This window comes from Mycobacterium adipatum (assembly GCF_001644575.1).
Taxonomy (GTDB): Bacteria; Actinomycetota; Actinomycetes; order Mycobacteriales; family Mycobacteriaceae; genus Mycobacterium; species Mycobacterium adipatum.
The window spans coordinates 867255-893228 of record NZ_CP015596.1 but is presented as its reverse complement, the minus strand read 5'-3'; the positions used below and the strand labels follow the sequence as shown (position 1 = coordinate 893228).

23 protein-coding genes, 1 other RNA gene and 1 pseudogene are annotated in these 25974 nt (G+C 66.5%); 9 read left to right on the top strand and 16 right to left on the bottom strand.

All coding sequences use genetic code 11. The features are described from left to right. Positions 1-18 precede the first annotated feature (18 nt). Positions 19-669, top strand: coding sequence for a potassium channel family protein (locus A7U43_RS29065; RefSeq protein WP_082902366.1), 651 nt, complete (start codon positions 19-21; stop codon positions 667-669). On the opposite strand, the pseudogene A7U43_RS04105 reads toward A7U43_RS29065, so the two are convergent. The 6 genes and pseudogenes from A7U43_RS04105 to A7U43_RS04080 form a co-directional block, all read right to left on the bottom strand. Then, positions 630-1472 (bottom strand): annotated as a pseudogene (locus tag A7U43_RS04105) (hypothetical protein); the annotation flags it as partial. The gene A7U43_RS29065 and the pseudogene A7U43_RS04105 overlap by 40 nt on opposite strands. A 51-nt stretch (positions 1473-1523) precedes the next feature. Further along, on the bottom strand, positions 1524-4292 hold the full coding sequence (locus tag A7U43_RS04100; RefSeq protein ID WP_067991425.1) for an AAA family ATPase: 2769 nt from the start codon (positions 4290-4292) through the stop codon (positions 1524-1526). A gap of 22 nt (positions 4293-4314) precedes the next feature. Further along, on the bottom strand, positions 4315-5064 hold the full coding sequence (locus A7U43_RS04095) for an SDR family oxidoreductase (protein ID WP_068001840.1): 750 nt from the start codon (positions 5062-5064) through the stop codon (positions 4315-4317). Between the two features lie 85 nt (positions 5065-5149). Continuing rightward, a complete protein-coding gene (locus A7U43_RS04090) occupies positions 5150-6775 on the bottom strand; it encodes a nitric oxide reductase activation protein NorD (protein WP_067991422.1) in 1626 nt (541 codons plus the stop codon). Beyond that, entirely contained in the window at positions 6772-7569 is a 798-nt protein-coding gene (locus A7U43_RS04085; protein ID WP_067991419.1) for a CbbQ/NirQ/NorQ/GpvN family protein, read from the bottom strand. The genes A7U43_RS04090 and A7U43_RS04085 overlap by 4 nt, the downstream gene beginning before the upstream one ends. Then, positions 7566-8708 (bottom strand): spirocyclase AveC family protein, encoded by a 1143-nt coding sequence (locus A7U43_RS04080; protein ID WP_197499961.1) that lies wholly within the window; start codon positions 8706-8708, stop codon positions 7566-7568. Before A7U43_RS04080 ends, A7U43_RS04085 begins: the two co-directional genes overlap by 4 nt. A gap of 68 nt (positions 8709-8776) precedes the next feature. Between A7U43_RS04080 and A7U43_RS04075 the strand changes: the two genes are divergently transcribed. The 5 genes from A7U43_RS04075 to A7U43_RS04055 all read left to right on the top strand — a co-directional run bounded on the left by A7U43_RS04075 (position 8777) and on the right by A7U43_RS04055 (position 14365). Continuing rightward, positions 8777-9379 carry a TetR/AcrR family transcriptional regulator gene (locus tag A7U43_RS04075; protein WP_067991414.1) on the top strand — a complete coding sequence of 201 codons (603 nt, stop codon included), beginning with the start codon at positions 8777-8779 and terminating at the stop codon, positions 9377-9379. Positions 9380-9430: 51 nt separating this feature from the next. Further along, complete coding sequence (locus A7U43_RS04070; protein WP_231963526.1) at positions 9431-10822, top strand: aldehyde dehydrogenase; 1392 nt, start codon at positions 9431-9433, stop codon at positions 10820-10822. Positions 10823-10835: 13 nt separating this feature from the next. Further along, positions 10836-11693, top strand: coding sequence for an SDR family NAD(P)-dependent oxidoreductase (locus A7U43_RS04065; protein ID WP_068001837.1), 858 nt, complete (start codon positions 10836-10838; stop codon positions 11691-11693). Between the two features lie 134 nt (positions 11694-11827). Then, positions 11828-12913, top strand: coding sequence for a DUF222 domain-containing protein (locus A7U43_RS04060; RefSeq protein ID WP_067991406.1), 1086 nt, complete (start codon positions 11828-11830; stop codon positions 12911-12913). A 12-nt stretch (positions 12914-12925) separates the two neighbouring features. Continuing rightward, complete coding sequence (locus tag A7U43_RS04055) at positions 12926-14365, top strand: recombinase family protein (RefSeq protein WP_073908059.1); 1440 nt, start codon at positions 12926-12928, stop codon at positions 14363-14365. 193 nt (positions 14366-14558) lie between these two features. Here the strand turns inward: A7U43_RS04055 and A7U43_RS04050 are convergent, their stop codons facing one another. From A7U43_RS04050 to A7U43_RS04015, 9 genes are all read right to left on the bottom strand, one after another. Next, positions 14559-15467, bottom strand: a complete 909-nt coding sequence (locus A7U43_RS04050; protein ID WP_051558597.1) for an Abi family protein — start codon at positions 15465-15467, stop codon at positions 14559-14561. Between the two features lie 518 nt (positions 15468-15985). Then, the gene (locus A7U43_RS04045) at positions 15986-16384 is read right to left on the bottom strand and encodes a hypothetical protein (RefSeq protein ID WP_185291709.1); all 399 of its coding nucleotides are present in this window, start codon (positions 16382-16384) and stop codon (positions 15986-15988) included. 20 nt (positions 16385-16404) lie between these two features. Beyond that, positions 16405-17682, bottom strand: coding sequence for a hypothetical protein (locus tag A7U43_RS30010; protein WP_067991401.1), 1278 nt, complete (start codon positions 17680-17682; stop codon positions 16405-16407). Next, positions 17679-17954 (bottom strand): hypothetical protein, encoded by a 276-nt coding sequence (locus A7U43_RS04035; RefSeq protein ID WP_036376325.1) that lies wholly within the window; start codon positions 17952-17954, stop codon positions 17679-17681. Before A7U43_RS04035 ends, A7U43_RS30010 begins: the two co-directional genes overlap by 4 nt. A gap of 228 nt (positions 17955-18182) precedes the next feature. Then, the gene (locus A7U43_RS04030) at positions 18183-18998 is read right to left on the bottom strand and encodes a hypothetical protein (protein ID WP_051558595.1); all 816 of its coding nucleotides are present in this window, start codon (positions 18996-18998) and stop codon (positions 18183-18185) included. A 355-nt stretch (positions 18999-19353) separates the two neighbouring features. Then, positions 19354-19521 carry a hypothetical protein gene (locus tag A7U43_RS30005; RefSeq protein WP_165804665.1) on the bottom strand — a complete coding sequence of 56 codons (168 nt, stop codon included), beginning with the start codon at positions 19519-19521 and terminating at the stop codon, positions 19354-19356. Continuing rightward, positions 19514-20995 (bottom strand): replication initiator, encoded by a 1482-nt coding sequence (locus A7U43_RS04025; RefSeq protein ID WP_229480067.1) that lies wholly within the window; start codon positions 20993-20995, stop codon positions 19514-19516. The genes A7U43_RS30005 and A7U43_RS04025 overlap by 8 nt, the downstream gene beginning before the upstream one ends. Continuing rightward, on the bottom strand, positions 20988-22433 hold the full coding sequence (locus A7U43_RS04020) for an FtsK/SpoIIIE domain-containing protein (protein WP_036376246.1): 1446 nt from the start codon (positions 22431-22433) through the stop codon (positions 20988-20990). The genes A7U43_RS04025 and A7U43_RS04020 overlap by 8 nt, the downstream gene beginning before the upstream one ends. Before the next feature lie 89 nt (positions 22434-22522). Further along, a complete protein-coding gene (locus tag A7U43_RS04015) occupies positions 22523-22855 on the bottom strand; it encodes a hypothetical protein (RefSeq protein WP_036376243.1) in 333 nt (110 codons plus the stop codon). Positions 22856-23022: 167 nt separating this feature from the next. Between A7U43_RS04015 and A7U43_RS04010 the strand changes: the two genes are divergently transcribed. After that, the gene (locus tag A7U43_RS04010) at positions 23023-24225 is read left to right on the top strand and encodes a hypothetical protein (RefSeq protein ID WP_067991398.1); all 1203 of its coding nucleotides are present in this window, start codon (positions 23023-23025) and stop codon (positions 24223-24225) included. Continuing rightward, a complete protein-coding gene (locus A7U43_RS04005) occupies positions 24222-24950 on the top strand; it encodes a creatininase family protein (protein WP_036376238.1) in 729 nt (242 codons plus the stop codon). Before A7U43_RS04010 ends, A7U43_RS04005 begins: the two co-directional genes overlap by 4 nt. Before the next feature lie 132 nt (positions 24951-25082). On the opposite strand, the gene A7U43_RS04000 is transcribed toward A7U43_RS04005, so the two are convergent. Further along, positions 25083-25295 (bottom strand): three-helix bundle dimerization domain-containing protein, encoded by a 213-nt coding sequence (locus A7U43_RS04000; RefSeq protein ID WP_036376236.1) that lies wholly within the window; start codon positions 25293-25295, stop codon positions 25083-25085. A 482-nt stretch (positions 25296-25777) separates the two neighbouring features. Here A7U43_RS04000 and rnpB point away from each other — a divergent pair. Continuing rightward, positions 25778-25974, top strand: an RNA gene (gene rnpB / locus A7U43_RS03995) — RNase P RNA component class A.

Sequence of the window (25974 nt, the reverse complement as noted above, 5' to 3'; positions counted from 1 at the left end):
CGGGTGGCAGTGCGCAAGATGCGGATCGGCATAGCGGGCGCCGGCAACGTCGGCCGTTCCGTCGCGCGGGAGCTGCTCGGATACGGCCACAAGGTGCTGCTGATCGAACGTGCACGGCGGCGGTTCGAACCCCAGACCGTCGAGGGCGCGGACTGGTTGCTCGCCGATGCATGCGAGCTGTCCGCGCTGCAGGAGGCCGGCGCGCAGACCTGTGATGTGATGATCGCCGCGACCGGCGATGACAAGGCCAATCTGGTCGTGGGGCTGCTCGCCAAGACCGAGTTCGGGGTGCCACGGGTGGTCGCGCGCATCAACGATGTCGACAACCAGTGGCTGTTCAGCCAGGCCTGGGGTATCGACGTGGCCGTGTCGACGCCCGGTGCGCTGGCCGCCGGCATCGAGGGCGCCATCGACGTCGGCCATCTCGTACGGTTGATGGGCCTACGTGAGGGTCACGTCAGCCTGACCAAACTGACCCTGCCCGAGGATAATTGGCTTGTGGGCCAGCGGATCGATCAATTGGAGCTGCCGTCCAATACCGCACTGGTGACATTGCTGCGGGGCGACTCCGTGTTGATCCCGAAACCCGACGACATCTTCGCGACCGGCGACGAACTGCTGCTGATCGGCGGCGAGGGCGACAGCCACGCGGCGATATTGCGCACGTAGTCCTTGAAGGTCGGCAGCGGGTGCGGATCCATGCCCACGCCGGTGCCCGGCGCCTCGGTCACGAAGCTCGGTGCCCCTGACCGGATATCCCAGTTGTAGTCCGCGAAGTGGTGAAAGGTGGACGCCGCCAGCGCCCGGCCCATCTGCCGGCCGTCGACCGTCCGTTCCCCGTCCAGCAGGATGGCGAGGTTGAACCGCCGCCCGGTGTGCGCACTGCGGCCCTGGGCCAGCACTCGGGCGTGCGGGCCGGCCGCGGACACCGCGCCCTCATGCGGATGGGCGGGGAACCACTCGACATGCCCACTGCGAGTCCGTGCGGTGCGCAGCAACTCGTGCACGGTGTCACCGACAAACACCGGCTGGTAATCACCGTTGGCGCCGGAATGATAATTGGGCCAGGCGATATCGGGGTTGCCCCGGTCATCGCAGAGTGTCACCGGATCGTCGGTGGTGCAGTGGAATTGGTTGACCGCCCCGAGCGAACCCAGTTGCAGCAACGAGCATCCCAGGTCCTGGTGATCGCGGGCGGTGAGCACTCCGCCGCCGCGGCACCGGAACCGGATGATCGCCGCGGCATCGGATGCGCTGAGTCCGTCACCGACGTCGACCGCCATCAACCACACCTGATCAAAGCCGAGTTCATCGACCCGGCTGAGAACGGCATCGTCCACGCCGGGCTCCCGGTTGCGCGCGACGACCCGATGCCCGGCGTCGCGCAGTTCTGCCGCCAGCAGTGCGAAGCGACGGATATCCCAGTCATCCGGGTTCTCGGTGATGGTCGTCTGGAGCAGGATTGTCGACATCGTCTCAGCCTGGCAGCGCCGCAGGCCAGGCGAACCCTTGACAGGGCGTGGTCAGTCGGGCAGGGCTGCGGTGCGCAGCTGACGGCGCGAGCTGATGTCGAGCTTGACGAACACCTTTCGCAGGTGCCATTCCACGGTGTGCGTGCTGATGAAGAGTTGCGCACCGATCTCTTGGTTGGTCAACCCGTCGGCCGCCAGGCGGGCGATCTGCGCCTCCTGCGGGGTAAGGCCGTCACCGGTGGCCACCGGTTGTTTGCGTACCTTCGCGCCGATGGCCACCAGTTCTCGGCGGGCCCGCTCGGCGAAGCCCTGGGCGCCCATGGTGGTGAACATCTGATGGGCGTCGCCGAGGTGCCGACGTGCATCGGTGCGCCGGTTCGCGCGGCGCAGCCACTCGCCGTAGGACAACCGCACCCGCGACAGATGCAGCGCGATATCGGCTCGCTCAAGCCGTTCGATCGCCTCCAGGAAGGCGCTTTCTGCCTCGTCGTTGTCGGCGAGCAGGGCCTGTGCCGCGGCCACCGCTCCCCGACCCCAGTCGGTGCCGCTGGCACCGGCGCGGGCCTCGAACTGTGGGAAGGCAGCCGCGGCCGCCTCGTAGTCTCCGGCGTGGACGGCGGCTTCGATCAGTTCGTACAGGCACCACCCGTAGAACCCGAGATCCTCGTACTCGCAGCAGCGACGGGCTTCGGCCAGCGCCTCGTGATAGCGGCCGAGGCCGTTGTAGAGGACCGCGCGACTGAAGCTGGACAGACCGAGCAACCTGCCCTCGCCTCGGGCCGCACCATCGGATGCCGCCGCCGCACAGATGTCCTCGGCCTCGGACACCGCGCCGCGCCAGGCCGCCAGCATCAGTGTGTGATATCGCACGGGCGCGTAGCCCATCGACGCGGTGACAGCCTTCGATTCCTCGATCAGCCTTGTCGCCGAATCGAATTCGCCCCGGTAGAAATGCACACCGGCGCGGTAGCCGAGGGCCGGGGGCAGCGCCGCCAGCGCGCCCGCATCGCGGGCCCGCTGCACGGTGTCGGTGGCGATCCGCTCCAGCACGTCGTCGTCCCACATCTCGTGTGCCGCGGATTCCTGAGCGATCGGAAACGGCCAGTACAACCACTGACCCGCGTGCTGTTGAGCGTGCGCGTTCCAGAGCTCCAGCGCGGTGTGCAGATCCCCGGATCCGGTCCCGGGACCGTCGACAATCCGGCTGCACATGCCCGCCAGCAGAAAATCGATCGGGCGGTGCAGTGCGGGCAGACGGTCGACGGCCGCCCGTCCGGCTGCGGCGATCTCGGCAAGCAAGCCGTGATCGCCCAGGCGCCCCGCGTACATCGCCGCGGTCAGCGCCTCCAGGAAGGTCTCCCTGGCCAGGTCGTCGTCGAGGCCTTCCAGGCCGCGCGCCGCTTCGAGTAACTGTGCGGCGGACTCACCGACCGATGGGGCGCCGGTCGACGTCGCCCGGCTGCGGACGAAATCGGTCTGGGCCCGGATCCGGGCCACCTGGGCGCGCTGCAGCGCCGACAGTGGGCTCGACTCCGCCAGTGACAGCAGCTCGTAGGCGGCGGCGGGCGCGGCCGCCTCACGTTTGGCCTGAGCCGCCGCGACCGCCCTGGATCCGCGCAGCACAGGATCGCGGGTCAGGATTGCCGATCGCTCCAGAAACGCTGCGGCGGCCGCCATTCCACCCCTGCTCTGGGCACGCCCGGCGGAGTCTTCCAGCTCGGCGGCCACCGCGTCATCGGGTCCGGCCGCGGCGCCGGCCGCGTGCCAGGCCCGCCGGTCCGGATCGGCATGGGGGTCGGTGGCCGCCGCGAGGGCCTGATGTACCGACCGGCGATCGGCGAGATCGGCCACCCGGTAGACCGCCGACCGCATCAGCGGGTGGTGAAAACGCATCCGCGAACCGAACTCGATGATGCCCGCTGCTTCGGCCGGCGCGAGCGCATCGACCGGGATGCCGAGCAGCGCGGCAGCCCGCAGGAACAACGCGGAGTCGCCCACCGGTTCGGCGGCGGCGACCAGGAGCAGGCGCCGGGTGTCGGCCGGCAGGGCGGAGATCCGCTGCCCGAAGTCCGCTTCGATCGCCGCGGTCGACGACCGGGTACCGGAGATCCAGAAGCCACCGGCCAGTTCGTGCGCGGTCGCGGTGCGGGGCACGTCGACCAGGGCCAACGGCAAGCCCCGCGTCTCGGCCACGATGCGGTCACGCACCAGCGGGTCGATCCCCCCGACCATCACCGACTCCAGCAGTTCCCGGGCGTCGGCGTCGGCGAGCCCGGTGATGGGCAGTTCGGGCAGGCCGGGCAGCATCTCGGCGTATCCGTCCCGGATGGCGAACACGATCGCCACGGGCTCGGCCAGCAGCCGGCGTGCCGCGAATCCCAGTGTCTGCATGGACACTTCGTCAAGCCACTGCACGTCATCGATCACGCACAGCACCGGCTGGTCATCGGCGGCGGCCGCCAGCAGGCTCAATACGGCAAGGCCGACCAGGAAGCGGTCCGGGGCCGGGCCGGCGCCCAGGCCGAAGGCCACGTCCAGCGCCGCCCGCTGCGGGGCGGGCAGTTCGTCGCGATGTTCCAGCAGTGGCAGGCACAACTGGTGCAGGCCGGCGAAGGCCAGTTCCATATCGGATTCGATTCCCGACACCCGGGTGATGTGGTATCCCTCAGCCTGGTCCACCAGGTAGTGCAGCAGTGCCGTCTTGCCGACGCCCGCCTCGCCGCGCACCACCAGTGCCTGACCGGTTCCGGAACGGGCCGTGGCAAGAAGAGTGCGCAGCGCCTTACATTCTCGGTCGCGCCCGTGCAACTCACCCGGCATGCCTGAGCATGTTAGCCACCGGCTACACGGGTTGCGCGGACAACCATTGCGCGAAGGTGGTCTCGAACAGCGTCGCCGGGCCGGCAGGCACGATGCTGCTGTCGTCGATGACCGCGCCGAAGTAGGGCGCGGCGGGATCGGTGACGACCGTTCGCGGATCGCCCTTGGCGGCCAGCCCGGTGCGCACGAAGTCGTCCATGCCAACCCTCTCCGGTCCGGCGATCTCCACCGCTCCGTTGACGGGGTCGCCGACGGCAGCGCGGGTCACGCCGGTGGCCACATCCGCGGCGGCGATCGGCTGCATGGCGGCGTGCGGCAGCCGCACGGTGCCCCCGGCGTCGGCCGATCCCGCGATGGCCTCGACGAACTCGTAGAACTGAGTGGCGCGCACGATAGTGTACGGGATCCCCGATTCGGCGATCAGCTTTTCCTGGGCCACCTTGGCGCGCATGTAGCCGCTGTCCGGGACGCCGGCGGCACCCACGACCGACAGCGCCACGTGGTGCCCGACCCCCTGCTCACGTTCGGCGGTCAGCAGGTTTTGCGTCGAGGTGGTGAAGAAGGCGAGCACATCGTCGTCGGCGAAGGACGGCGAATTGGTGACGTCGACGACGACATCGGCTCCGGCCAGTGCCGCGGACACCCCCTCGCCGGAGATGGTGTCCACGCCGGAACGCGGCGATGCGGCCACCGCGTCATGACCAAGTGCGGTGAGGTTGGCGATGACCTTCGAGCCGATCAGCCCGGTTCCGCCGATAACGACGACCAACATGTCCATGCCTTTCCACGGTGTTCGACCTGTCTCCCCCAGCGTGGTCGCCGACGGCACCCGGGGGAACCCTTGACAGTCCGTAGTCCTACCGTGCTGCGGCGAGTTCGTGCAGTGCCGACAGGAACAGCTCATCCATCCGTGGACTCAGCTCGCTCAGCGAGGCGCCTCCGGCGTGGCATGCCGACCCGAAGACCTGCTCGGTGACGGCACCGCCGACCTCCGCACCGATCGTCAGGCACAGACAAGCCACCCCGTCGGCACGCAGTTCCTCCAACGCCTTGCCTGTATCGGCCTCGGCGTAGCGGCCCTCGTAGCCGTTGTCGTAGGGGTAGCCGTCGGACAGCACGACCAGCAACCTGTTCGGGGTACCCGCCTGGGTCTTGAGGATCTCCCCCGCCCCGCGGATGCCGGCGCCGAGGCGGGTGTAGCCGGACGGCTGGAGCCCGTTGAGCCGGGCTCGCCCGGCGGCCCCGAATCGCTGGCCGAACGTCTTGATGGCGGGCAGATACACCGCGTTGCGCCCCTGGGAGCGGAACGCGTAGACGGCCACCCGGTCGCCGAGTTCCTCCAAGGTGGCCGCCATGGTTGCCGCAGCGCGGCGCTGATGATCGTGCACGGCCCGACCGTGCGGGTCGGCATCGGTGGCCGAGCCGGACGCATCGAGCAGGATCAGGACCCCGAGATGGCGTTCGAGTTTGCGGCGTTCGAGGTAGACGTGTTCGGGCGGGGAGAACCCAGACCGCAGATCGACGCTCAGCGAGATCAGTGCGTCGACATCCACGTCGTCACCGTCGGCCCGACCACGAAACAGTTTGGGGCCCAAGCTGACCCGGGCCAGGCGCTGGCGCAGTGCGGGATCCTGGGGGACGTCGGCGGCGGACACGTCAGCGGCGGTCAGCAGCGGGAAGTCGATGACCCGGCACCAGTGGGGCCGGTAACGGTCGTTGTGCACATCCCACTCCGGATACAGCGCTGCGCCGATGCCGACGGTGGCACCGGGCCTGCCGCGATCGGTGAACCTGATACGGGTCGCCAAGGGCCGGGCCTGGGGGCCCGCGTCCTTGGCGCGGCGCACCGATCCCACCCGCAGCTCGCCACCGGCTTCGTCCTCGGCCGACGCCTTCGCCGCGCCGAACAGCTTGCGCAGCAAGTTCGACAGCGCCCGCGAATTGATGGGTGCCTCGAACAGTTTGAGGATGGTGCTCTGCCTGCCGTGCTCGTCATCGTCGTCGTCCGACTCGATGTCCCCGGTGGTGTCGACATTCAACGGCACGCCCTGCCGAGGTGCCGCGCAGACGATCACGCCGAACCAATCCGGCGGCTCGGGCACCGGCTGCCGGCCGCGGGCCATGTCCAGTGACTGCGCGATGGTCCTGGTCGGCGGCCGCCCGTCCGGGCACAGAGCGGCGGCGAGCGGCAGTTGCGCCGACACCTCGGCGAGCACCCGGTGACCTTCGAGCGCCAGATAGCGCCGCATCGCCGCCGGGCGCCCGCGCAGCGCGCTCAGGTGACGTCTGTCGAGGCTGCCGGCCGCGAGAAGCGCACTCTGCAGCAGCATTTCGCGTCGCTGCGCGTCGGCGGAAGCCGCGGCGGAGACGAAGACGGTGTGCCCGTCGGTGTGAGCCGGCCGACCGGCGGGCGCCGCTGCCACCTCGACGGCCCTACCCGCAACGGAGCTTGCGAGCAGCCGCAACCGGGCCGGATCGGTCACGTCTGCGGCAGCGTCGCGTCGACGAGCTCGCCGAGGGCACGCACGAGATCGCCGTCGTCGGAGAGCACCTGGACCATGGCGGCCTGCACCGCGCTGCGCAGGCTCAGACCTTCGGCCACCAGCCCACCGGCGAGGATGAGCATGCGCGTGGATGCCACCTCGCGCAACGGCGATCCGTCCAGGTTGCGAATCCTGCCGGCGAGGGTGACCAGGATGCGCGCGGTGTCCACATCGATGCCGGCCTCGTAACCGACGACCTCGGTCTCGATATCGGCGGGCGGGAAGCCGAGTTCGATGGCGATGAACCGCTGCCGGGTGGATTCCTTCAGGCTCTTGAGCACACTCTGATAACCGGGGTTGTACGAGATCACCAGTTGGAACCCCGGCGCTGCAGGCAGGGTCAGGCCGAGCCGGTCGACGGGGAGCTCGCGGCGGTGATCGGCAAGGGGATGGATCACCACGGTGGTGTCCTGTCTGGCCTCGACGACCTCGTCGAGGTAGAAAATGGCGCCGCCGCGCACCGCTCGCGTCAGCGGACCGTCCACCCAGACGGTTTCACCGCCCTTGAGCAGGAAGCGGCCGACCAGGTCAGCCGATGTCATGTCCTCGTGGCCCGCCACGGTGATGAGTTCCCGGCCCAGGTCGTGCGCCATGGCTTCGACGAATCGGGTTTTGCCGCACCCGGTCGGACCTTTGAGCAGGATCGGCGAGCCGCGTCGCGCAGCGGCTCGGAAGACGTGCGCTTCCTCCCCGACCGCGCGGTAGTACGGCGCGCACAATGCGGTTTCGGTCATCCGGCCGGCCGATCGAACGGCACGACGGTGGGCATCGTCGCCCCCTCGGGCAGCACGAGCTGCCCGTCGGTGTTGATGTAGCCGGTGTGGTTGCGGTGCATCGGCAGATCGGGGTGCGGGCAGGGTTTGTCAGTTCCCTCGCCACAGATACCGCCGTTGAAGTAGGACCGCTTCTGGTGATCCTCCGGCCACGGGTCGGCGTGCATGCCCAGGTAGATGGCCGGGACGTTGTAGAAGAAGAAGAAACAGGCGCTCACGCCGGCGAAGATGGCCAGGAACCGGGTGAACTGCTGCCGCACGAATCCTCCTCGTACGCCATCCAATCCACGTTCCATGACAGTTCGGCCCCGGTCATCGGTGAAGTAACGCAGGCAGCACAGGGCGGTCTGCACCCCGCCCCACATCAGCCCCTCGTAGACGGGCCACTGGTAGTAGGTGCCGGCGTTGAACGACACCGCCTGGATGGCGCCGGGATAGGTGTACAGACCGGTGGGCAGCAGGACCAGTGCCTCCATCACGAAGTCGAAGACGAAGGCGATGGCATAGGTGATCAGAATCAGCCTCAGGTTGCTGATGTTCGGCCGGCGCGCCTTGATCTTGCGCATGATGGCGCAGCCGATGATCGTGATGAGCAGGACCCCGTACGCGTAGCCGGGCGCGTTGGTCAGCAGCGGCTCGGCGACCATCGCTCCCGGTTCTTCCGAGGCCGTGGTTCCGGGCAGATACGGCGCCCAGGATCCGCGGTTCCACAGCCAGGTGTTGTACGTACACCAGGTATTGAAGTAGTTCAGGAACGGATCCTGGAAGAACATCAGGCCCATCGAGATGAGCAGCATTCCGTCGAGGGTGATCCGCCGCTCCTGGCGCCAGGGCTTGATGAAGAAGAACCACAGCGCGAAAGGCAATGCCAGCCAGAGGATCACCGCGTTGGCGATCAGCGGGATCTTCATGTACAGGGGTGGCTCACTAGGACCCTGCGGCACCCGCTCGAAGTAGGGGCCGGTGATCCACCGGACCCACACGTAGATCTGCAGCGTCAGGATCACACCGCCGACGCCCGCCAGAACCTTGACCCGGTTGGAGGATCGCGGCCCCGGCTCGATGGGTAGTGCTGCCTCACTGAGCGATTCGGTACTCACCCAATGAAGATACTCATGAGTATCTGAGTAACTCAAGAGTTTCTTGGATTCTGTGTCACACTGGGCCGATGGTCGAGCAGTGGACGCGGGAAAGACGCCTCGAGCGCACCCGTTCGCTACTCCTCGACGCCGCCGAAGAAGTATTCGCCGACAAGGGTTTCGCGCCGGCCAGCCTGGACGACATCGCCAGGGCCGCCGGCTACACCAAGGGTGCGATCTACAAGCACTTCGCCACCAAGGAAGACCTGTTCTTCGCGGTCAGCGATCGGTACTGGCGGCGCTACTTCGACAACTTCGCCGAGGTGCTGTCCTCGGCGACCGAGGTCGGAGCCCGCGAACTCGATGCCATCGCGGCCCGGTGGCGGCAGCTCAGCCTGGACCGTGGCGCCGAGCACGCCGCGCTGGGGCACGAGTTCACCCTCTACCTGTTGCGCAACCCCGAGGCGCGCGAGCGGGTGGCCGGCAAGCGTTCCGAAGTCGTCGAGGCACTGAGTGGATTCATCAGCCAGGGGATGGAACGCCTCGGCGCGACATTGCTCATTCCCCCGCTCACGTTCGCCCAGGTGCTCGTCGCGACCAGCGACTCGGTGATCCTCGGCAGCCAACTCGACGACGTCGACCTCTACCGGCCCATCGTGGAGATGTACATGTCGGCCATCAAATTGGACTGACGTATGCTCGGGGCCGTCAATGCCAAGTAGTTGATACCCGAGGGGGCTGGCGTGCTCGAACTGGTTTCTCCGCACACCGAGGAACTGCTCGCCGAGGTCCCGAGCTCAACTCCCGCAGATATCGACGCCGCCGTGGCTGCGGCGCGCGCCGCCGTCGACACTGGCCCCTGGCCGCGGATGGCCCCGGGTGCGCGTGTCGAGGTGCTGCGCCGGTTCGCCGACGTCTATCGCGCGCACGGCAAGGAGATCGCCCAGCTGATCACGGCCGAGATCGGCGCGCCGATCACCTTCGCGCAGCGCGCCCAGGTCGGCCTGCCCGCGATGATGATCGGCGCATTCTGCGATACCGCGCAGGGTTACGACTGGCAGGAGGTCCGGCCCGGCTTCTTCGGCGCCGACATCCACGTCCGCAAGGAACCCGTCGGTGTGGTGGCCGCGATCGTGCCGTGGAACATGCCGCAGTTCCTGACCATGGCCAAGCTGGTGCCCGCGCTGCTGGCAGGCTGTGCCGTCATCGCGAAGCCCGCGCCGGAAACCTCGTTGGACGCGCTGTTTCTGGTGAAGCTGTTCGAGGAGGTGGGACTGCCACCCGGGGTGGTGTCGGTGCTGCCCGGCGACCACACGGTGGGCGCGCACCTGGTCGGCCATCCCGGGATCGACAAGGTTTCCTTCACCGGGTCCACCGCGGTCGGCAGAGCGGTCGCCGCCGCGTGTGCGGCCAACCTCACCAAGGTCAGCCTGGAACTCGGCGGCAAGTCGGCGGCCATCATCCTCGACGATGCCGACCCCGCCACGGTCGCGGCCGGGGTGCGCTCGGCCAGCCTGTCCAACAGCGGCCAGATCTGCAATGCGCTGACCCGCATCCTCGTGCCGGCCGCCCGTCAGCAGCAGTTCGTCGACGCCCTCGCCGCGGAGATCGCCGCGATCACGGTCGGCGACCCGACGGATCCGCAGACCCAGCTCGGGCCGCTGGTGAATCGGCGTCAGCAGCAGCGGGTGCTCGACTACATCCGGATCGGAACGGAGGAGGGCGCGCGGGTGGTCGTCGGCGGTACCGAGCGGCCCGAGGGAGTCGACCACGGCTATTACGTGCGTCCCACCTTGTTCACCGATGCCCGGAACTCGATGCGGATCGCGCAGGAGGAGATCTTCGGGCCGGTCCTGACGGTGATCGGCTACCGCGACGAGCGGGAGGCCGTGGCACTGGCCAACGATTCCGGGTACGGACTGGCGGGTTCGGTGTGGACGGCGGACACCGACCGTGGGCTGGGCATCGCCGCCCAGGTCAAGACCGGGACCTTCGGCGTCAACCAGGGCTACACGATGGACCCCTTCGCACCGTTTGGTGGTGTCAAGGACAGTGGGTACGGCCGTGAACTCGGCCGCGAGGGTCTGGAAGGCTACCTCGATACCAAGTCGATCGCCGTCGCGGCAGGAGTGTGAAACTTTGTCTGAGTTGAGCTTTGACGGCCGGGTCGTCGTGGTGACCGGTGCCGGTGGCGGTCTCGGTCGTTGCCATGCCCTTGAGTTCGCCCGCCGCGGTGCCCATGTGGTGGTCAACGATGTCGGTGCCGCGGTGGACGGTACCGGTCCCGCGACGTCCGCGGCGCAGGCCGTGGTCGACGAGATCACCGCCGCCGGCGGTTCGGCGATCGCGAATACCGATTCGGTGGCCACCGACGAGGGCGGCAAAGCCATCGTCGGCACCGCGACCGAGGCCTTCGGCCGGGTGGATGTGCTGATCAACAATGCGGGCATCCTGCGGGACGCCGCGTTCAAGAACATGACCGCCGATCAGGTGGATGCCGTTCTCGATGTGCATCTACGCGGCGCCTTCAATGTCACCCGCGCGGTGTGGCCGGTGTTCCGCGAGCAGGACTACGGGCGCATCGTCATGACCACCTCCGGGTCCGGCCTGTTCGGCACCTTTGGCCAGTCCAACTACGGGGCAGCCAAGACCGGCCTGGTCGGGTTGATGAATGTGCTGGCGATCGAGGGACAGCGCAACAACATTCGGGTCAACGCCATCTCCCCCATCGCCAGGACGCGGATGACGGAGAACACGATGACCGAGTTGGTGAAGGATCTCGATCCCGAGGACGTCACCCCCGTGGTGGTCTACCTGGCGCACGAGAGCTGCGAGCGGACCGCCAACATCTACCGGGTCGGCGGCAAGCACGTGTCGCGGGTCTTCATCGCCGAGACCGCCGGGGTGGATCTGGAGGCTCCGACCGCGGAGGCCTTCGCCGCGGAGATCGACGCCATCGATGACGCCGGGTCGTTCACCATCCGGGGTGGACCGGCACGCACGTAGTCCTCGTCGATTAGGTGATCTACTAAAACCTCTCCCTCACACCGTCTTTCGATTAGTCGCGCTAATCGACAGGGATGGCGCCACCACGTCTCACCACCGAGAACACGTCAGAACATCGCACTAGTGTTCGAATCATGGTGGACGAAGGTTTGGCATACGAAGAAGAGGAACGTCGCGCGGCCCTGGCGGTCGACAACATCGGCGCCGAAGCCCGCGAGGAGAACGCCTGCGGGGCCCGTCGGCTGTTTGCGATCGGGCAGCTCTATGACGCCCGGGCTCCTGAGGATGACACCGAGAAATTGTGCTGGGCCATCGACGGGCACACCAGCCTGGTGGCTGAAGTGGCCACCGCACTAGGGGTGAGCCGCTGTCGGGCCGCCGCTCAGGTCAAGATGGCAATCGCTCTCTACACGAAGCTTCCACGGGTCCTCCGCACCGCGAAGAGCGGCTGGTTGGACTACCGCATGCTCGCAGCCATCGTGTCCCGCACCGAGCTGATCGTCGATCGGGACGTGCTGGAACGTGTCGATGACCGGTTGGCGCAGAGAGCCCCGAAATGGGCACGGCTGTCCGAACCGAAGATCGAGGCCCGGATCAACGCAGTCATCGCCGCGCAAGATCCCGAAGCGGTGCGCATCCGCGAACAACTCCGTCGCGACCGCGAGGTCGGAGGGTGCGCCAATGGCGACGGCACCGCCGAGATCTGGGGCCGCATCGACGTCGCCGCACTGGCCGCGATGAATGCGGTCCTGGACGCCATGGCCGGCAGTGTGTGTCGCGCAGACCCGCGGTCCAAAGACGCCCGGCGCTCGGATGCATTCTTCGCCGTGTTCGCCGGGAAAGCCCTGTCGTGTCGGTGCGGACAGTCCGACTGCCCCGCCGAACCGCTCACCGTCTCAGGTACCGCACCCGCCGCGAAATTGGTGGTGCACCTCATCGCCGACCGTGCCGGCACCACCGCCCTGACGGGCAGCCTCGACCGGATCGACGCCGAAGCCCTCGCGGCCGCCGTCGAACACGCCACCGTGCGCGAGGTCGACCCCGGCACCGTCACCCTGGAGCAGGGCCGCTTCCCGTCCGCCAGGCTCGCCGAATTCATCCGTTGCCGCGATCTCACCTGCCGCTTCCCCGGCTGCGACGTCCCGGCCTGGGACACCGATATCGACCACACTGTGGCCTGGCCCGCCGGCCCCACCCATCCGTCGAAGCTTAGGTGCTAGTAAACTACCCTCATGGCGAAGGTAAAGAGTCCAGGTCAGCGCGTCGGGGTGCGGTCAGTGGCGATCTATGCCCGAATTTCGGCGGATGTGGAGGGCACCGGGCTCGGGGTGGCGCGGCAGTTGGAAGATTGCCGCAAGCTCGCCGCCGATCGGGGCTGGCCGATCGGCGATGAATATGTCGACAACGACGTTTCGGCCTACTCCGGTAAGCCGCGCCGCGAGTATGCCCGCATGTTGGCCGACCTGACATCCGGTGCCCGGGATGCGGTGATCGTGTACAACCTCGATCGGCTGCACCGCCGGCCAGTCGAACTGGAAGAATTCGTGACGCTGTGTGAATCGTCGGGCGTGCGCGATGTCGCTACCGTGACCGCCGACATTGACCTGGGTAATGATGACGGGCTGTTCATGGCCCGCATCTTTGCCGCGTTTGCTGCCAAAGAATCCGGGCGCAAATCCGCCCGCGTGCGTCGCAAGCTGTTGCAGAACGCCGAACAAGGACTGCCGCACGGCTCGGTACGCCCATTCGGGTACGAGTCCGACAAGATCACCCTGCGCGACGCTGAGGCCAAGGTCATTCGCGAGATGGTCGACCGCTACCTGGCCGGCGCCTCGATCCGGTCATTGACCATCTGGCTCAACGATGCCGGCATTGCCCCGGCCGTCGCGAAGTCGTGGCAGACCTCCGCGGTACGCCAAATCCTTACCTCCGGGCGTATCGCTGGCCTGCGCGAGCACCACGGCGAGGTGATCGGCCCCGCGACCTGGACAGCGATCATCACTCCGGCCGAACGCGACCGCATCTTGGCCCGCATGGCGACCCGGGCACTGACCAAAACCCGCGCCCCACGCACCTACCTTCTGTCGGGCATGTTGCGCTGCGGGCGCTGCGGGAATCGATTGTTTTCCCAAGCACGCCACAGCAATCCAGACAACCGGGTCCGCCGCTACGTGTGTTTGAAAGGCCCCGATCACGGCGGCTGCGGCCGTCTGACGGTGGTGGCGTCGCCGGTCGAGGAACTGCTCACTGATGCTGTGTTGACCCGGTTGGACTCCCCGCAGCTCGCGGAGGCATTGGCAGGTAAGTCCAGTGTGGATGCTGATGTCGCCGCATTGGCGACCCAGCTGGAAGCCGACCAGGCCCGCTTGGATGAGCTTGCCGGACTGTATGCCGCCGGCGCGGTGTCTGCGCGGGAATGGATTGCCGCCCGCGACCCCATCACCGAGCGGATCGCCCAGGCTCGCCGCGACATCGCGCACGCTACCGACACTAGCTCGGTGGTGGATCTGGCTGGCTGCGGCGAGGTGCTGCGCGGCCAATGGGACGACCTCGACATCGACCGCCAACAAGCCATCATCAAATCAGTGCTCGATCACGCCGTCATCGCACCCGGCAACCCCGGCTCGCGCAGCCTCGACATCAATCGCGTCCAGCCAGCGTGGCGCATCTAGATGTCGTTCGGCGTGCCGTTGGCTTCTCGGATTTGAGCCAGCGTCGGTCGATCGCCAGTTCGCCCGGGGACGCGCCCACCGAGCGAGCGGCTGGCCAGGTCGGCGACGATTGACACGTATCGACGCGCTTCTCGTGCGGCTTTGCTTGCGCCCCAGAAACACTCCACTGGGAACCCTCCGCTTGCCGAACGTTTCAGGTGTGTCGTGGATATTGGTACCCGTCGCGGAGATCGGGCCGAGAGTCGATGTGTGCCCACAACTTTGACGAGTACGTTTTGTCCCTGCGGATGGTGTCGACGAGGTCGGCGAGCATCACCAGCCATGCCCATGGTGAGGCTGTCTGATATAGCTGCGGCTCGACGTGCTTGAATTTGTTGAGTACTGGTGGCGGGACGTCGGGAACGCGATGCCATACACGTGAGTGGTGAGCGCAGATGTTGCGCAGGACGACCATCGATCTCATGAGTGATGCGGTAAATCCGGAGTGGGGAAACCCGAAGGTTTTGCACACGGCGGTGCGCACGGTGTGCTGATCGAGCAGTCCATACATCTTCGACAGTGTTCCGAAGCTGAACACCTCCACCGCTGCCCATACCGGCGGCGTCTCGTTCTTTGCGGTGTGATGCGCCACGAATTTCTCTTTTGAGCGGGTGAGTTCGTCGTGGATGTCGGCGATCAGCAAATCGCGAAGAACGTTGCCGTAGCGGTCTCGCCTGTCGATGTAGGACGCCGGTTCCAGATAGCTATCCACCGGCATATGCATTGCGATGTAGTAGGCAAAGCGCGAACGGAAGGTCACTTCCAGGATCGACAGTCCCTCCATCAGGATGCAGCGAAGTTCGTGGTCGAAAGTGTAGGTCGCAGTGATCTGTGCCACGGTGCCGCCGGCGGTGAACCGGTTGTCCCCGTGTCCGGGCCGGACCTGGAAGTATCTCCAGTAACCCGAGAGTCGGTAGTAGTTGTTGTCGATCAGCAGGCGTACCGCTGCGTGGTACTCGGCCTTGCGCTGCTCGTAATCGTCGTCCGGTGGCAGCGGGATGGGCAGTCCTCGTTGGACCAGCAGCTCGATCTGCTTGTCAATCGGCAGTGCGGGTTTGGCCATTCCGGGGATACTAGCCAATAAAAAGCCCCGCCTGGTTGGGGAAGCTTGCGCTCTAGCCCTGGCGGGGTCTGTTAACTACAACCTACACGACTTTGGCGACAATGAAAACTGCCCGTGCATCGCGATGTTCACCACTGTAGATCACAGTATGTCGGGGAGGTTACCCGCTGTTGACCGTTCGTATGCATCGAAATGCCTGATGAGGTCGGTGTTCCGATGCCCACCAGTTGAGCGTCGGGGCCGACGAACGTCGGGGGCAGATACGACGTCATCGCTCGGGTAACCGTGTGCCGACCGAGGGGTCTGCCCGGCCAGCGGCGGGACTAGCAATGGGGACGACCCCGTCTGCCCGAGCAGTCGCGACGTGGTCACAGCGAACGGTGCGTTGCTGGGCATCTTCACGCCGGAACGTGATCCGCCGAGACCGTTCTCAGACGCACGAGGCAAGCACGCGGCGGCCAGCGTGCCTAGCCGATAGACAGCCTGCGCGAGATGGTGGTGTGCGCCCCCGTTCGGGATCAGTATCCACGTAGATCTTTGATCTCCGGGGGAACGTTGGTTGCGTGCTGTTTTGTCCAGGTGCCGTCGTTGTCGGGCGCGACGTGGAAGGTTCCTACGTCGCTGGACAGGATCCACAGCTGATTAGGTTCTGTCGATAGCCAGGTGAACAGCACGCCGTGGCGGGTGCTGTAGGCGGCATCGTCGCGGTAGACCTCGTTGCCGTCTTTGTCGCGGATGACATCGACCAACGTTTTCACGGTGTTCTGAGGAGCGCCGTCCTCGGCGTAGGCGGTATAGAGCCCTGATGGCGAGGGTTTCGGTTCGCCGGGGCGCACGGCGCGCTCATCGGTCTCGCTGTCGCGACCGAAGAGGCCGCAGCCCACAACGGCCGCAGCTACGGCGAGTACCAGCGTCACAGTGGTGACGATTCGGAATGTCATTGGTACGGGTAGCCTTTCGCGGTGACCAAAGCTCCGCTTTGGTCGAGGACAAACTCGGTTTGACTGTGCCAGCCGATGTGAATCTGGTAAGGGTGCGCCTGACCGAGGGTGATGATCTCGGCGATTCGGTCTTTGAACGTGTCCGTCGCATACTGAGCGTTGGCATCGATGATGTCGTTCCACTGATAGCCGCCGTCGACCGTCACCTTGTACGTGCCGGCGGATAGCGGTTCCACGTGGGTTGTCCCGTTGATTCTGAAGCCGCCCGCGTCATCGTTGGTGCCGTTGAGGTACTGGTATCCGGTGATGGATTCGCCGTTCTGCGTTGTCGCCGCGAACTGCGCAGAGTAGTCACGCTGCGCCCCGTGGCCGGCCAAGTACTCGTTGAGTGACTGTTGCGCCTGGCCACGTACCTGGCCGTCGAGTTCTCGGGCCAGCCCGTTGTGGTCCATCATGTACTGCGACCATTCGGGGTTGTCCTGGATGGTCCAGTCACGGCCACCGCCAACCAGGTAGCGATCGAGGATGGCCCGTCCCGCCCAGTCGCTGTCGAGCCAGTCAGCGCCGCCGCTGTCTCCGCCTTCGGGTCGCCGGAACAAGCCATCGTCGCGCACCCGCCGCCCGTACTCGCCGTCGGGATCGCGTTCGCGTCCGTCGGGATGGCGGGCGTCCCGATCGCGGGTTTCGCTGTCGACGAGCTGGACGGTGCCGTCGTGGCCACCGTTCTCCTCGACGAAGGTGATTCCGTCGAGTTCGGTGGCTTTGGCGGTGATCCGCCGGCCGATTAGGGTGTCGGTGGCTACGAGTTGTTCAGTGTTCCACCGGATGTTCTCGGTGTGCTCGGCGGCGGCAGTGTGGCGGGCGGCGATGGTCGACAAATCGAGGCGCCGAGTATCGGTCACGCTCAAGTCGTCGCCGACCCGAAACCCGTCGGCTTCGGCTTCGGCGATCGCTTCCAGCGCAGCCCGCTGGGCCGCCCGCAGATCGTCGGCGCCGGCCTGCGCTAGGTCGGCAGCGGCGCGCACGGTGTCACCGGCCGCGCGTACGACGTTGGTGTCCTGTGTGACCCGGTCGAGTGCGGCGTCTTTGGCGGTGCCTTCCCAGTCGGTGCCACCGGGCGCGGCGATGTTGCGGCGGTGCTGTTCGAACAGTTCCTCAGATTCACTGGCTGATATTCGCCATCGCGCTGCCGCGTGCTCAAGGTGGGTCCTGTCCCAGGTTTCGATCTGTGAGCGCGTCAGTAGCGCACCTACTGGTGTTGTCACCGCGCTCATATAGTCCTCGTCACGTTCTCGGCGGCGGCCTCGTCGCTGTGGGTGTACACCGTCGCCGCGGTCCGCAGATCACTGCCCTGGCCCGCGACCCGTCGGGATTGGCCAACCCGCAGCGCGGCCAGCGCGCGGTCCAGCGCCGCCACACCAGCATGGCTTGGCTGGCTCCCTCCTGCGTTACCACCGGAGTCGGTGGCAAGTCCTTGCGCGATCTCCGCACTGCCGACCGCAGCCTTATCGAGCCCCGCCGCGTCAACGGCCAGCCGATCTGTCACCACATCCCCCTCGACCACAGATAGCTATCCAGCACAGTATCACCTGACCACCACACTGTTCGCCAGCGTCGACGGGTTTGCTGTCACTCGATATGGCCCGCATAGGACCGGGTCGGACAGCCATCCCGACCGAGGAAACGGTGCCGTGCTCGTGGGGGCAGGGTGAAGAAGGTGAACGGCACGCCTTCGCTGGGCCAGAGGGCGCCATGCCGCATCAGCCAAGCGGCTTCAGCACTCACTGATTGTCTGAAGCTCCCCCGGCAGTGGTCGGGCGTCGACCGGCCGCAGTTCTTCGACGATCGTCTCGACTGCGCCTTGTTGGCGCATCGCCTCCGCGCGGTGCTGACCGTTCATGAACCTCAAGGGCTCGCCCGGTTCGCGGATGAGGCTGATCGGGTCCCACCACAACGACCGCGCGGCCTCAGCGATATCTGCCGGCAGGTCCGCGGGCAGATCGTGTTCGCTGCTGCCCTGCAGGGCAGCGATGCTGGCTGCGGCCCAGTCGACGGCCAGGTAACGCCCCATGTCTCGGAACGGCTGGCTGCCGGGGAGTTCACGCACCGGGATACGCCGGAGCACGACGGCATGGGTGGGAGGCGGCGGGGTGTAAGGGACGTATCCCCCGCCATGATCCCACTGGGCGCCCAGACGGTGCAGTGTTGCCAGTTCCTCGGCGTCGACCTCCCGGCAATGCGCGAACCTACCCTGGGTGTCGTAGTCGATCGCGACGACGTTCGGCCAGCCCTTGTAGCGAAGACGCGGGTTGAGCAGGTTGAAGATGAGGGTCGGCGGCGCTGTGTGCTTGCCGAAGAACTCCGCCCAGATGGTGCGTCGGTAGGCTTCGGCGGCGTTAACGTGACTGGCGCCGCGGTCACCGTCGCGCAAGGTGATCAGTGCCAGGCCGTGTCCCCGTTCGTCGCGGAACGCCTGGACGCGGGAAGTGGCGACAGCGTCGAGATGCCACATGTGGATGTCGGCCGTGCGGCCGGGGCGCTGCCACAATCTGCGCAGCGTTGCTGCTGCGTGGCGATGCCAACCAGTCATGAGATCAATTCTGACGGTGCGGCGCCCACCGTGGGTGCGACGCGCCGTGTCCTGCCGTAGCGAAGGGACGCGTGGTCATGTTGTGGCGATCTTCGGACACCGTGAGCAGGGAATCCCACCAGCGACCGCCACACCAATGCGGTCGCCGGCGGGCCGTTGGCCGGGGGGTTTTCTGGCCGCGACTGATGGTGCGCGGCGGCCAGGGGCTGGCGTCAAGGCGCGAACCGGGGTTCGCCCGCGTTGCAGCTGTGGCCTGGACATCAGCCCCCGCCCACCGCAAAGTGTCGTGATGCGCCCAGAGACCGAAAACAATGCTTGACCGGGCAACCTATCGGTAGTGCTCGCCCACGTTCGGTCAGGTGCTGCGCAGCAGGGTGGCGATATCGGCGAGAACAGCCGGGTTGGTGATGGTGACCGCGAGCTGTTGCCGCTCACAAGACTGCACAAGCCAGGCGGTGAATTCTTCACGACTGTAGGACTTTTCACTTTGGTGGTTGCTCACGTGCGCCTGTGGGTTAGCCATCGGGCACCTCGCCCTGCATGTCACGACGCTGGTTCTGTAGCGCTTCGCACGCAGTGCGTCGTTGCTGGATGCGGTGTAGTGCGGCGGTGATGGTCAGGGTGCGCTCACCGAGGCTGGTGTGGCCGGCGCGGTCGAACTCCCACGCCACCAGTTCATCGCCGTCCCCGTCTTGGGTGACCGGGTTGTGCTGGTGTGCAGTATTTTTCGCGTTCTGTTCGCGGGTCCAGGTGGCGCGATGTTGGCGTAGTGCGGTCATTGTGGTCGAGTAGCGGCGGGATTTGCTGGTGATGTGACCTCGGAACCCGAGGGTGTGCAGCCAGCGCCTGACGCCGCTGAGTCCTCTGTCGGCGAGATCGCTGATGGTGGTCAGGATTGCGCGCACATGCTCGGACACGTCCAGGTCGGGTATGGCTTCGGTGGACAGGCGGCGGGCGCTGATGCCGAGGTCGGCTAGGGATTTGGTGACGTATTTGGCGAGGTAGCGCGCTACCCGCCGGCCAGACAGTGACCGACCGGTCGACGAATCCTGCTCTGGTGACACCTTCTTCACCGGATCGGTGGGTGTGATGGGGCGGGTGTCGATTTGGCCGCCGAAGAGGATCACCCGCACGCCATCGTCCGCGCAGGGGTCGTTGACGGTCAGGCTGACGCTGCGGGCGGCGTGCTGGATGATCGCGGCGAGCTCGGTTGCGCCCACGGGTGATTCCCAGTCACTCTGCTGACTGTCGTCGTGGGGGTCCAGCCGGATCAGGGTGTGGATGTGTGGGATGGCGCGGGCTTGCAGTTCAACGACTTTGAGGAAGCTCACCCGGATCCAGTCGGGGTCGACCCCGACGGCTTTTAGGTTCTTGCGGAGTGCGCGGCGCAGGGCGATGGTGAATCGTCGCCACAGTTCGGGCAGGTGCCAGGTGAACAGCACGTGCCCGACATAGTCATAGCATTCGGCACACAATGGCTGACCGACCTGGTCGTCATCATCGTCATGGACAGTGCTGCACCACAACGGTTTTCCGTGGCGGCAGCGCTGATAGCCACCGGTGCGATGGTGGTCCCGACACACCCGCTGCTTGTGCGCGCTATCGCCTGTGGTGTGGACGGGGCCGAAGCTGGGCGCGGTCAGCGTGAGGAACACTTGCGGGCGATCGGCCACCGTGATGGGCATGTCGTGGTGGCCGCCGGCGGCACCGGCGTGCACGAGTTGCCAGGTGTCGCGGGCGTAGAGGTCCGAGCAGGAGGGGCAGATGTGGGCGCGGCGGTTGTTGCACCGCGTCCATACCACCCGCTGCCGCCCGTATTCATCGGCGCCGACCAGTTGGATGGGGTGGGCGCAGAAGCCGACCGATTCCGCACGCCGCCACCATGATTCGTACCCCATCGAGGCCGCGCGGCGCACCATCTCATCGATCACTGTGGCGGTGTCGACCGTATCCGGAATGCCGGGCAGGGCGAGTTGTGGTGGTGTGGGGTTATTCACCAGTGCCCTCGTTCGGCGTCCGGCCGCTGTCGGTGCTGCGTGGCCGCTGGTTGTGTGTCGGCCGCCGAGCGGGGCGCGGGAACTGTGTGGCGAGGGTGGTGATGTCGTGGTCGGTGACGTGGAAGGCCCGTACCCGCACGGGTTGGGTGGTTCCGTCGATGAGCATGTAGCCCACGCCCGGGGTGGCGTCGGAGATGCGGTCGCATTCCGCCCCGGCATCGCGGGCGCCTTGTCCGAGGACCATGGTGGTTTGGGTGGCTTCGGTCAGCCGCAGCCCGATCCGGACGGTGAACAGCTGCCGCACCGGGAGAGTGTCTTTGGCGGGGTCTTGCACCGCGGCCACCACCGAAATCCCCACCGCCCGGCCTTGGGAGAGCAGTAGCCCGAGCAGTTGTTCGATTTCGGTGCGGATCTTGCGGTCGGTCACATAGGCGGTGAGTGCGGCGATCTCATCGATCACCACCACAAACAACGGCTCAGATGGGGTCGGGGTGTGCAGCCGGGTGTGGCCGCGCAGCCGATTGGCCCGCTCGTGCATCACCGTGACGAGCGTGCGCAGGAGTTCGAGGGTGGTGTCGGTGGCGTCGTGGCTGAATACCGTGAACATGGGTGCGCCGGCGCCCAGTTCCATGCCGCCTTTGGGGTCGATGACACACAACCGGACCAGGCCGGTCTTGATCCCGGGCGCGATCCCGGCGATCAGCGACCACAACACGCTGCCTTTACCCGCGCCGGTCGCGCCCGCGACCAGGAGGTGATGCCCCAACAGCGGCATGTGCCAGGGGTGGCGGGTTTCGGTGATCCCGACCCGCACTGACTCCAGATCCACCGGTGTGGCCGGGGTGGGCATCGGTAGGGCGATCGGGTCGGCCAGCACATCCCCGCGCATCAGCGTGATCCGCAGTTCGCCGGGCGCGGTGGCGGTGATGGTGATCCGGTCGGCGCGCCAGGCCGCGGCCAGCGCCTCGGATTGTTTGTGCCAATCTGTCGGGGAGTGGCCGGTGACGATCCGCACCGCCAGCACATCGGTGGTTCTTCCGATCGTTACGGTGCGCAGGGTTGGTGTGAGGGTGCGGTCACCGAGTTTTGCGGTCAGTCCGTGCAGGGTGCATGTCGATTCCCAGGCGCGGGTGTAGCGCGACCAGGTCAACCAGCGGCGCCGTACCGGTTCGGTCACCCACGAGCGAAACGACCGCGGGTCCAGCCACGCCCACCCCGCATACCCGGCGCAGAACACGATCGCACAGACGATCCCGCCGCGGGGTCCGTGGGTGATGCCGAGCGCCAGGCTGGCGATGATCGGGAGACTGATGGCGGGGAACAGCACCGCCCACCACAGCAAGTATCCCGCGGCGGTGAAGAGTGACATGACCAGATCCCCGAGCCAGTCGTCATTGTCAGATTGAGTGTTGTTGGTGTTCTTATTGTTTGAAGTCATTGCAGGTGCCCTTCGTGAGCGAAGTGGTCGACGACAGACCCGGGGCCGGGCGTGACACGCTCTTGGTGCCGCGCCTCGGCCGCGGGGTGTTATTTCTGGGTGCGCGACCCCTGCTCACCTGTCGTGGCGCCGGTGATGGCATCGGCGCGGAAGGCCACGCCGCTGCGATCACCTTGCGCCCAGGGGATGGCGACCAGGCTGGTCACCGACACCGGTTGGGTGACCGTGACGTTCGGGTCTCCGGCTACCGTCACGTTCAACACTTCGCCGCCGGTGTCGTCCAATGCCAGCAGCTGCACCGAATGCTGGGGCAGGCCGGTGGAGGTGTCGATTTTGGGGCTGCCCGTCTCGAAGTTGAGTCGCGGCTCGGCCGCCCGGGTGACGATGAACCGTGTCCCGGAGGTATCGATTCTCAAACGCATTGTTCTGCTGTCCTTTACTGGGTTGTGGTGTGCGGTCGTGTGTGCCGCGATCCCAGGACAGCCCTCGGGTGGTGGTCGCCGGAAGTGACAGCCAGTAACAGCCGGTAGCACCCCGACACGCGCACGGCAGTGCTGAGCTGCGCTGATGTGTCAGGCATGATCGAAAGATGGCCGCCGCCGATCCGAACCGTGCGCGCAACGCGCAGCGGCTTCGCGATGCGCGCGCCGAGTACGGGTTCAGCCTCAATGAGCTGGCTGTGGAGGTGCAGAACGTTCGCCGGCTACGCGGCGATACCGAGATCCCGCAGCGGGAATCGTTGCGTCAGATGATTCTGAGTATCGAGCGTGGCGGTGCGTTCGGCGACATGTGGCGCGCCGATTTGGCCGCGGTGTTTGGCCGCGAGCCTGATGAATTGTTCAGCGTGCCGATCGCCTCACCGCTGCCGCACCCGTTGTTGTTGCGGCTGCCTGTCGACGAGGACATCCTGGCGGTGATCACGGCGCAACGCTCGGCGCATATTGAGGCCGAACATGCTCTCGGCCCGCAGCACGCCCGCCCGTTGGTGGAACGTGATCTCGATACCGTCGAAGCCCTCATCAAAACGGCGCCGCGACGGCTCAAACGCGCGGTGACTGAGGCGGCCGGAACGATCGCCGAGGTGGCCGGCTGGATCGCCCAAGACCTCGGTGATCACGCCGCCGCCCAAACTTTGACGCATAAGGCGTTTCTGCACCTGCGGATGGCCAGCCCCGAGGTGCAGGCGATGATCTTGATGCGCCAATCCAACATTCTGGCCCACAGTGAGGCGAGTCTGGCCGTCGATCTGGCCGCCGACGCCGCCGAACTCGTCGAGGGCCGCGAAGCGGGGCGCTTGAAGGCCAGCATTGCCCGCCAGCAGGCCCTGGCCGCGCTGCACAATGGTGATGAACGCAGTTTCTACCGGCACGCTGCCGCCGCACTCGATCTCGGTGATATCGACCCGGTGCCTGGTGATCGGGCCCCCTATGCCCACGCCGCCTATGTGGCCAGCGACATCGCCGCCGGGCATCTACGGCTCGGCAACAACGACAAGGCGCTGGAACTGCTCACCGGTCATCACGCGCAGTGGACCTCCCAGCAGCATCGCGACCGCGCCGTGGCCGATATGCGGCTGCTGCACGCCTACATCGCTGTGCGCGAATACCGCCTCGCGCTGGTGTTGGCCGACACCGCGATCCCCGCCTACCAATCAGCACCCTCACAACGCGCGCACCGACATCTTGCCCGGGCACACACGCTCGTGCGTAACCGCCGCCGCAACGACGCCGACCCGCTGCTACAAGCACTCGGTGCACGCATCCGAAACGCCACCCAAGGAGACCCGTCGTGAGCCACGACATCATCCCCGACCTCACCACCACCGACCCCGCCGCGACCAGCGCGGTCGCGGTGCTGCCGGTGGGGGCCTTCGAGCAGCACGGCCCCCACCTACCGTTGGGCACCGACACCCTGATCGCCTGCGCGATCACCGCAGCCATCACCGAGCACCACCAGGTTCTAGCGCTGCCGCCGATCACGTTCGGCTGCTCACATGAACACGCTGCCTACCCCGGCACCATCAGTATCAGCGCCACCACCCTGGCCGCGATCATCGCCGATATCGGCCAGTCCCTGACCGGCCAGGGCATGCGTGGGTTGATTGTGGTGAACGCGCACGGCGGCAACGCCGTGCTCACCAATGTCGTGCAGCAAGCCAACCAGCCCGCCGGCCCGCTGAACGTGGGCCTGTATCCGAGTCGTGAAGACTGGACCGAGGCCCGCACTGCCGCCGCCATCACCAGCAGCAACCACGACGATATGCACGCCGGCGAACTCGAAACCTCCATCCTCCTCGCCAGCCACCCCGACTACCTGCGCGACGGCTGGGCACAGACCGATCACACCGCCACCGACCGGCGCCACCTGACCACCCTCGGCATCAGCGCCTACACCACCACCGGCGTCATCGGCTACCCCTCACTGGCGACCGAAGCCAAAGGGCACGCCGCCCTCGACCACCTCGGCTGCCACGCCGCCACCCTCATCGACCTCCTCACCATGGTGCGCCGAACCTAGGCACCGCAGCGCAGCAAGGCCCCCGCCACCTGCCGGAACACAGCACTGCCACGAACCGAAACAGCCCCTGGTGTATCCCGAAACGAGGCGTCGCCCCCAGCCTTAACGACAGGGGGCGACTTCAGACAAGCCTCAGACTAAAGCGGCCGAACACCGCTCCCGAGGATCGCGGCGCGCGCGTTTCTCGACAAACAGCGGAACGAAATCCCGGATCCGACTCGCATCGAACCGCGCATACGCCCGCCGCACCGCAGCATCAATGTCCACGCGGGTAGTGCCAGGAAAATCCTGCACCAGCGTGCCCGTGATCTCCATCAGTAGCGTCTGCTCGGCCACCGCACTCATCACCCACCAGCATCCCCACACCACGGCAGCGCCGTCAACACACCGCAGCCAGCGCACGGACCTGTGCCGACGACCTCACAGCCACCGACACCGGGCCGAATCACCGAACGCTCTCGGCAGTCGTGTCCACCACCGCACTGGCACGTCGTCGCCCACGCACGCCATCACCTCATCTCTGACCACGGTTCCGTCACTTTGGCGGCTCCCTGCGGGCTTCGCTTCGCTCCCTGTGCTCCCGTCCGCTGGCGCTCCCGTCCGCGCCGGTCGCTACGCTTCACCCTCCGTCCGCCGCCCGTACGACCAAGCAGCCAGGACAATCATCCGACGCCCGCAGATCAACAGCCACCGCGACGATCCACAGCCTCATCGCGTCCGCCAGCACGACAACCGCCACCGGCAACCCAGTCGACAGCCCGCCCGGCAGTGGCAACACGAGCCGACGCCAACCATCAAGTCGCGGATAAAAGAACGTCTCTGACCTGCAATGTGAGAACTTTCTTTACTGGTATCGAGGAAAGTCCGGACGTCACAGAGCAGTGTGCTTGTCAACGGCAATCCGGGGAAACCCGCGGGACAGTGCCACAGAAAGTAGACCGCCACCCGCAAGGGAGGTAAGGGTGAAACGGTGCGGTAAGAGCGCACCAGCATCCCGGGTGACCGGGATGGCTAGTGTCCTGAG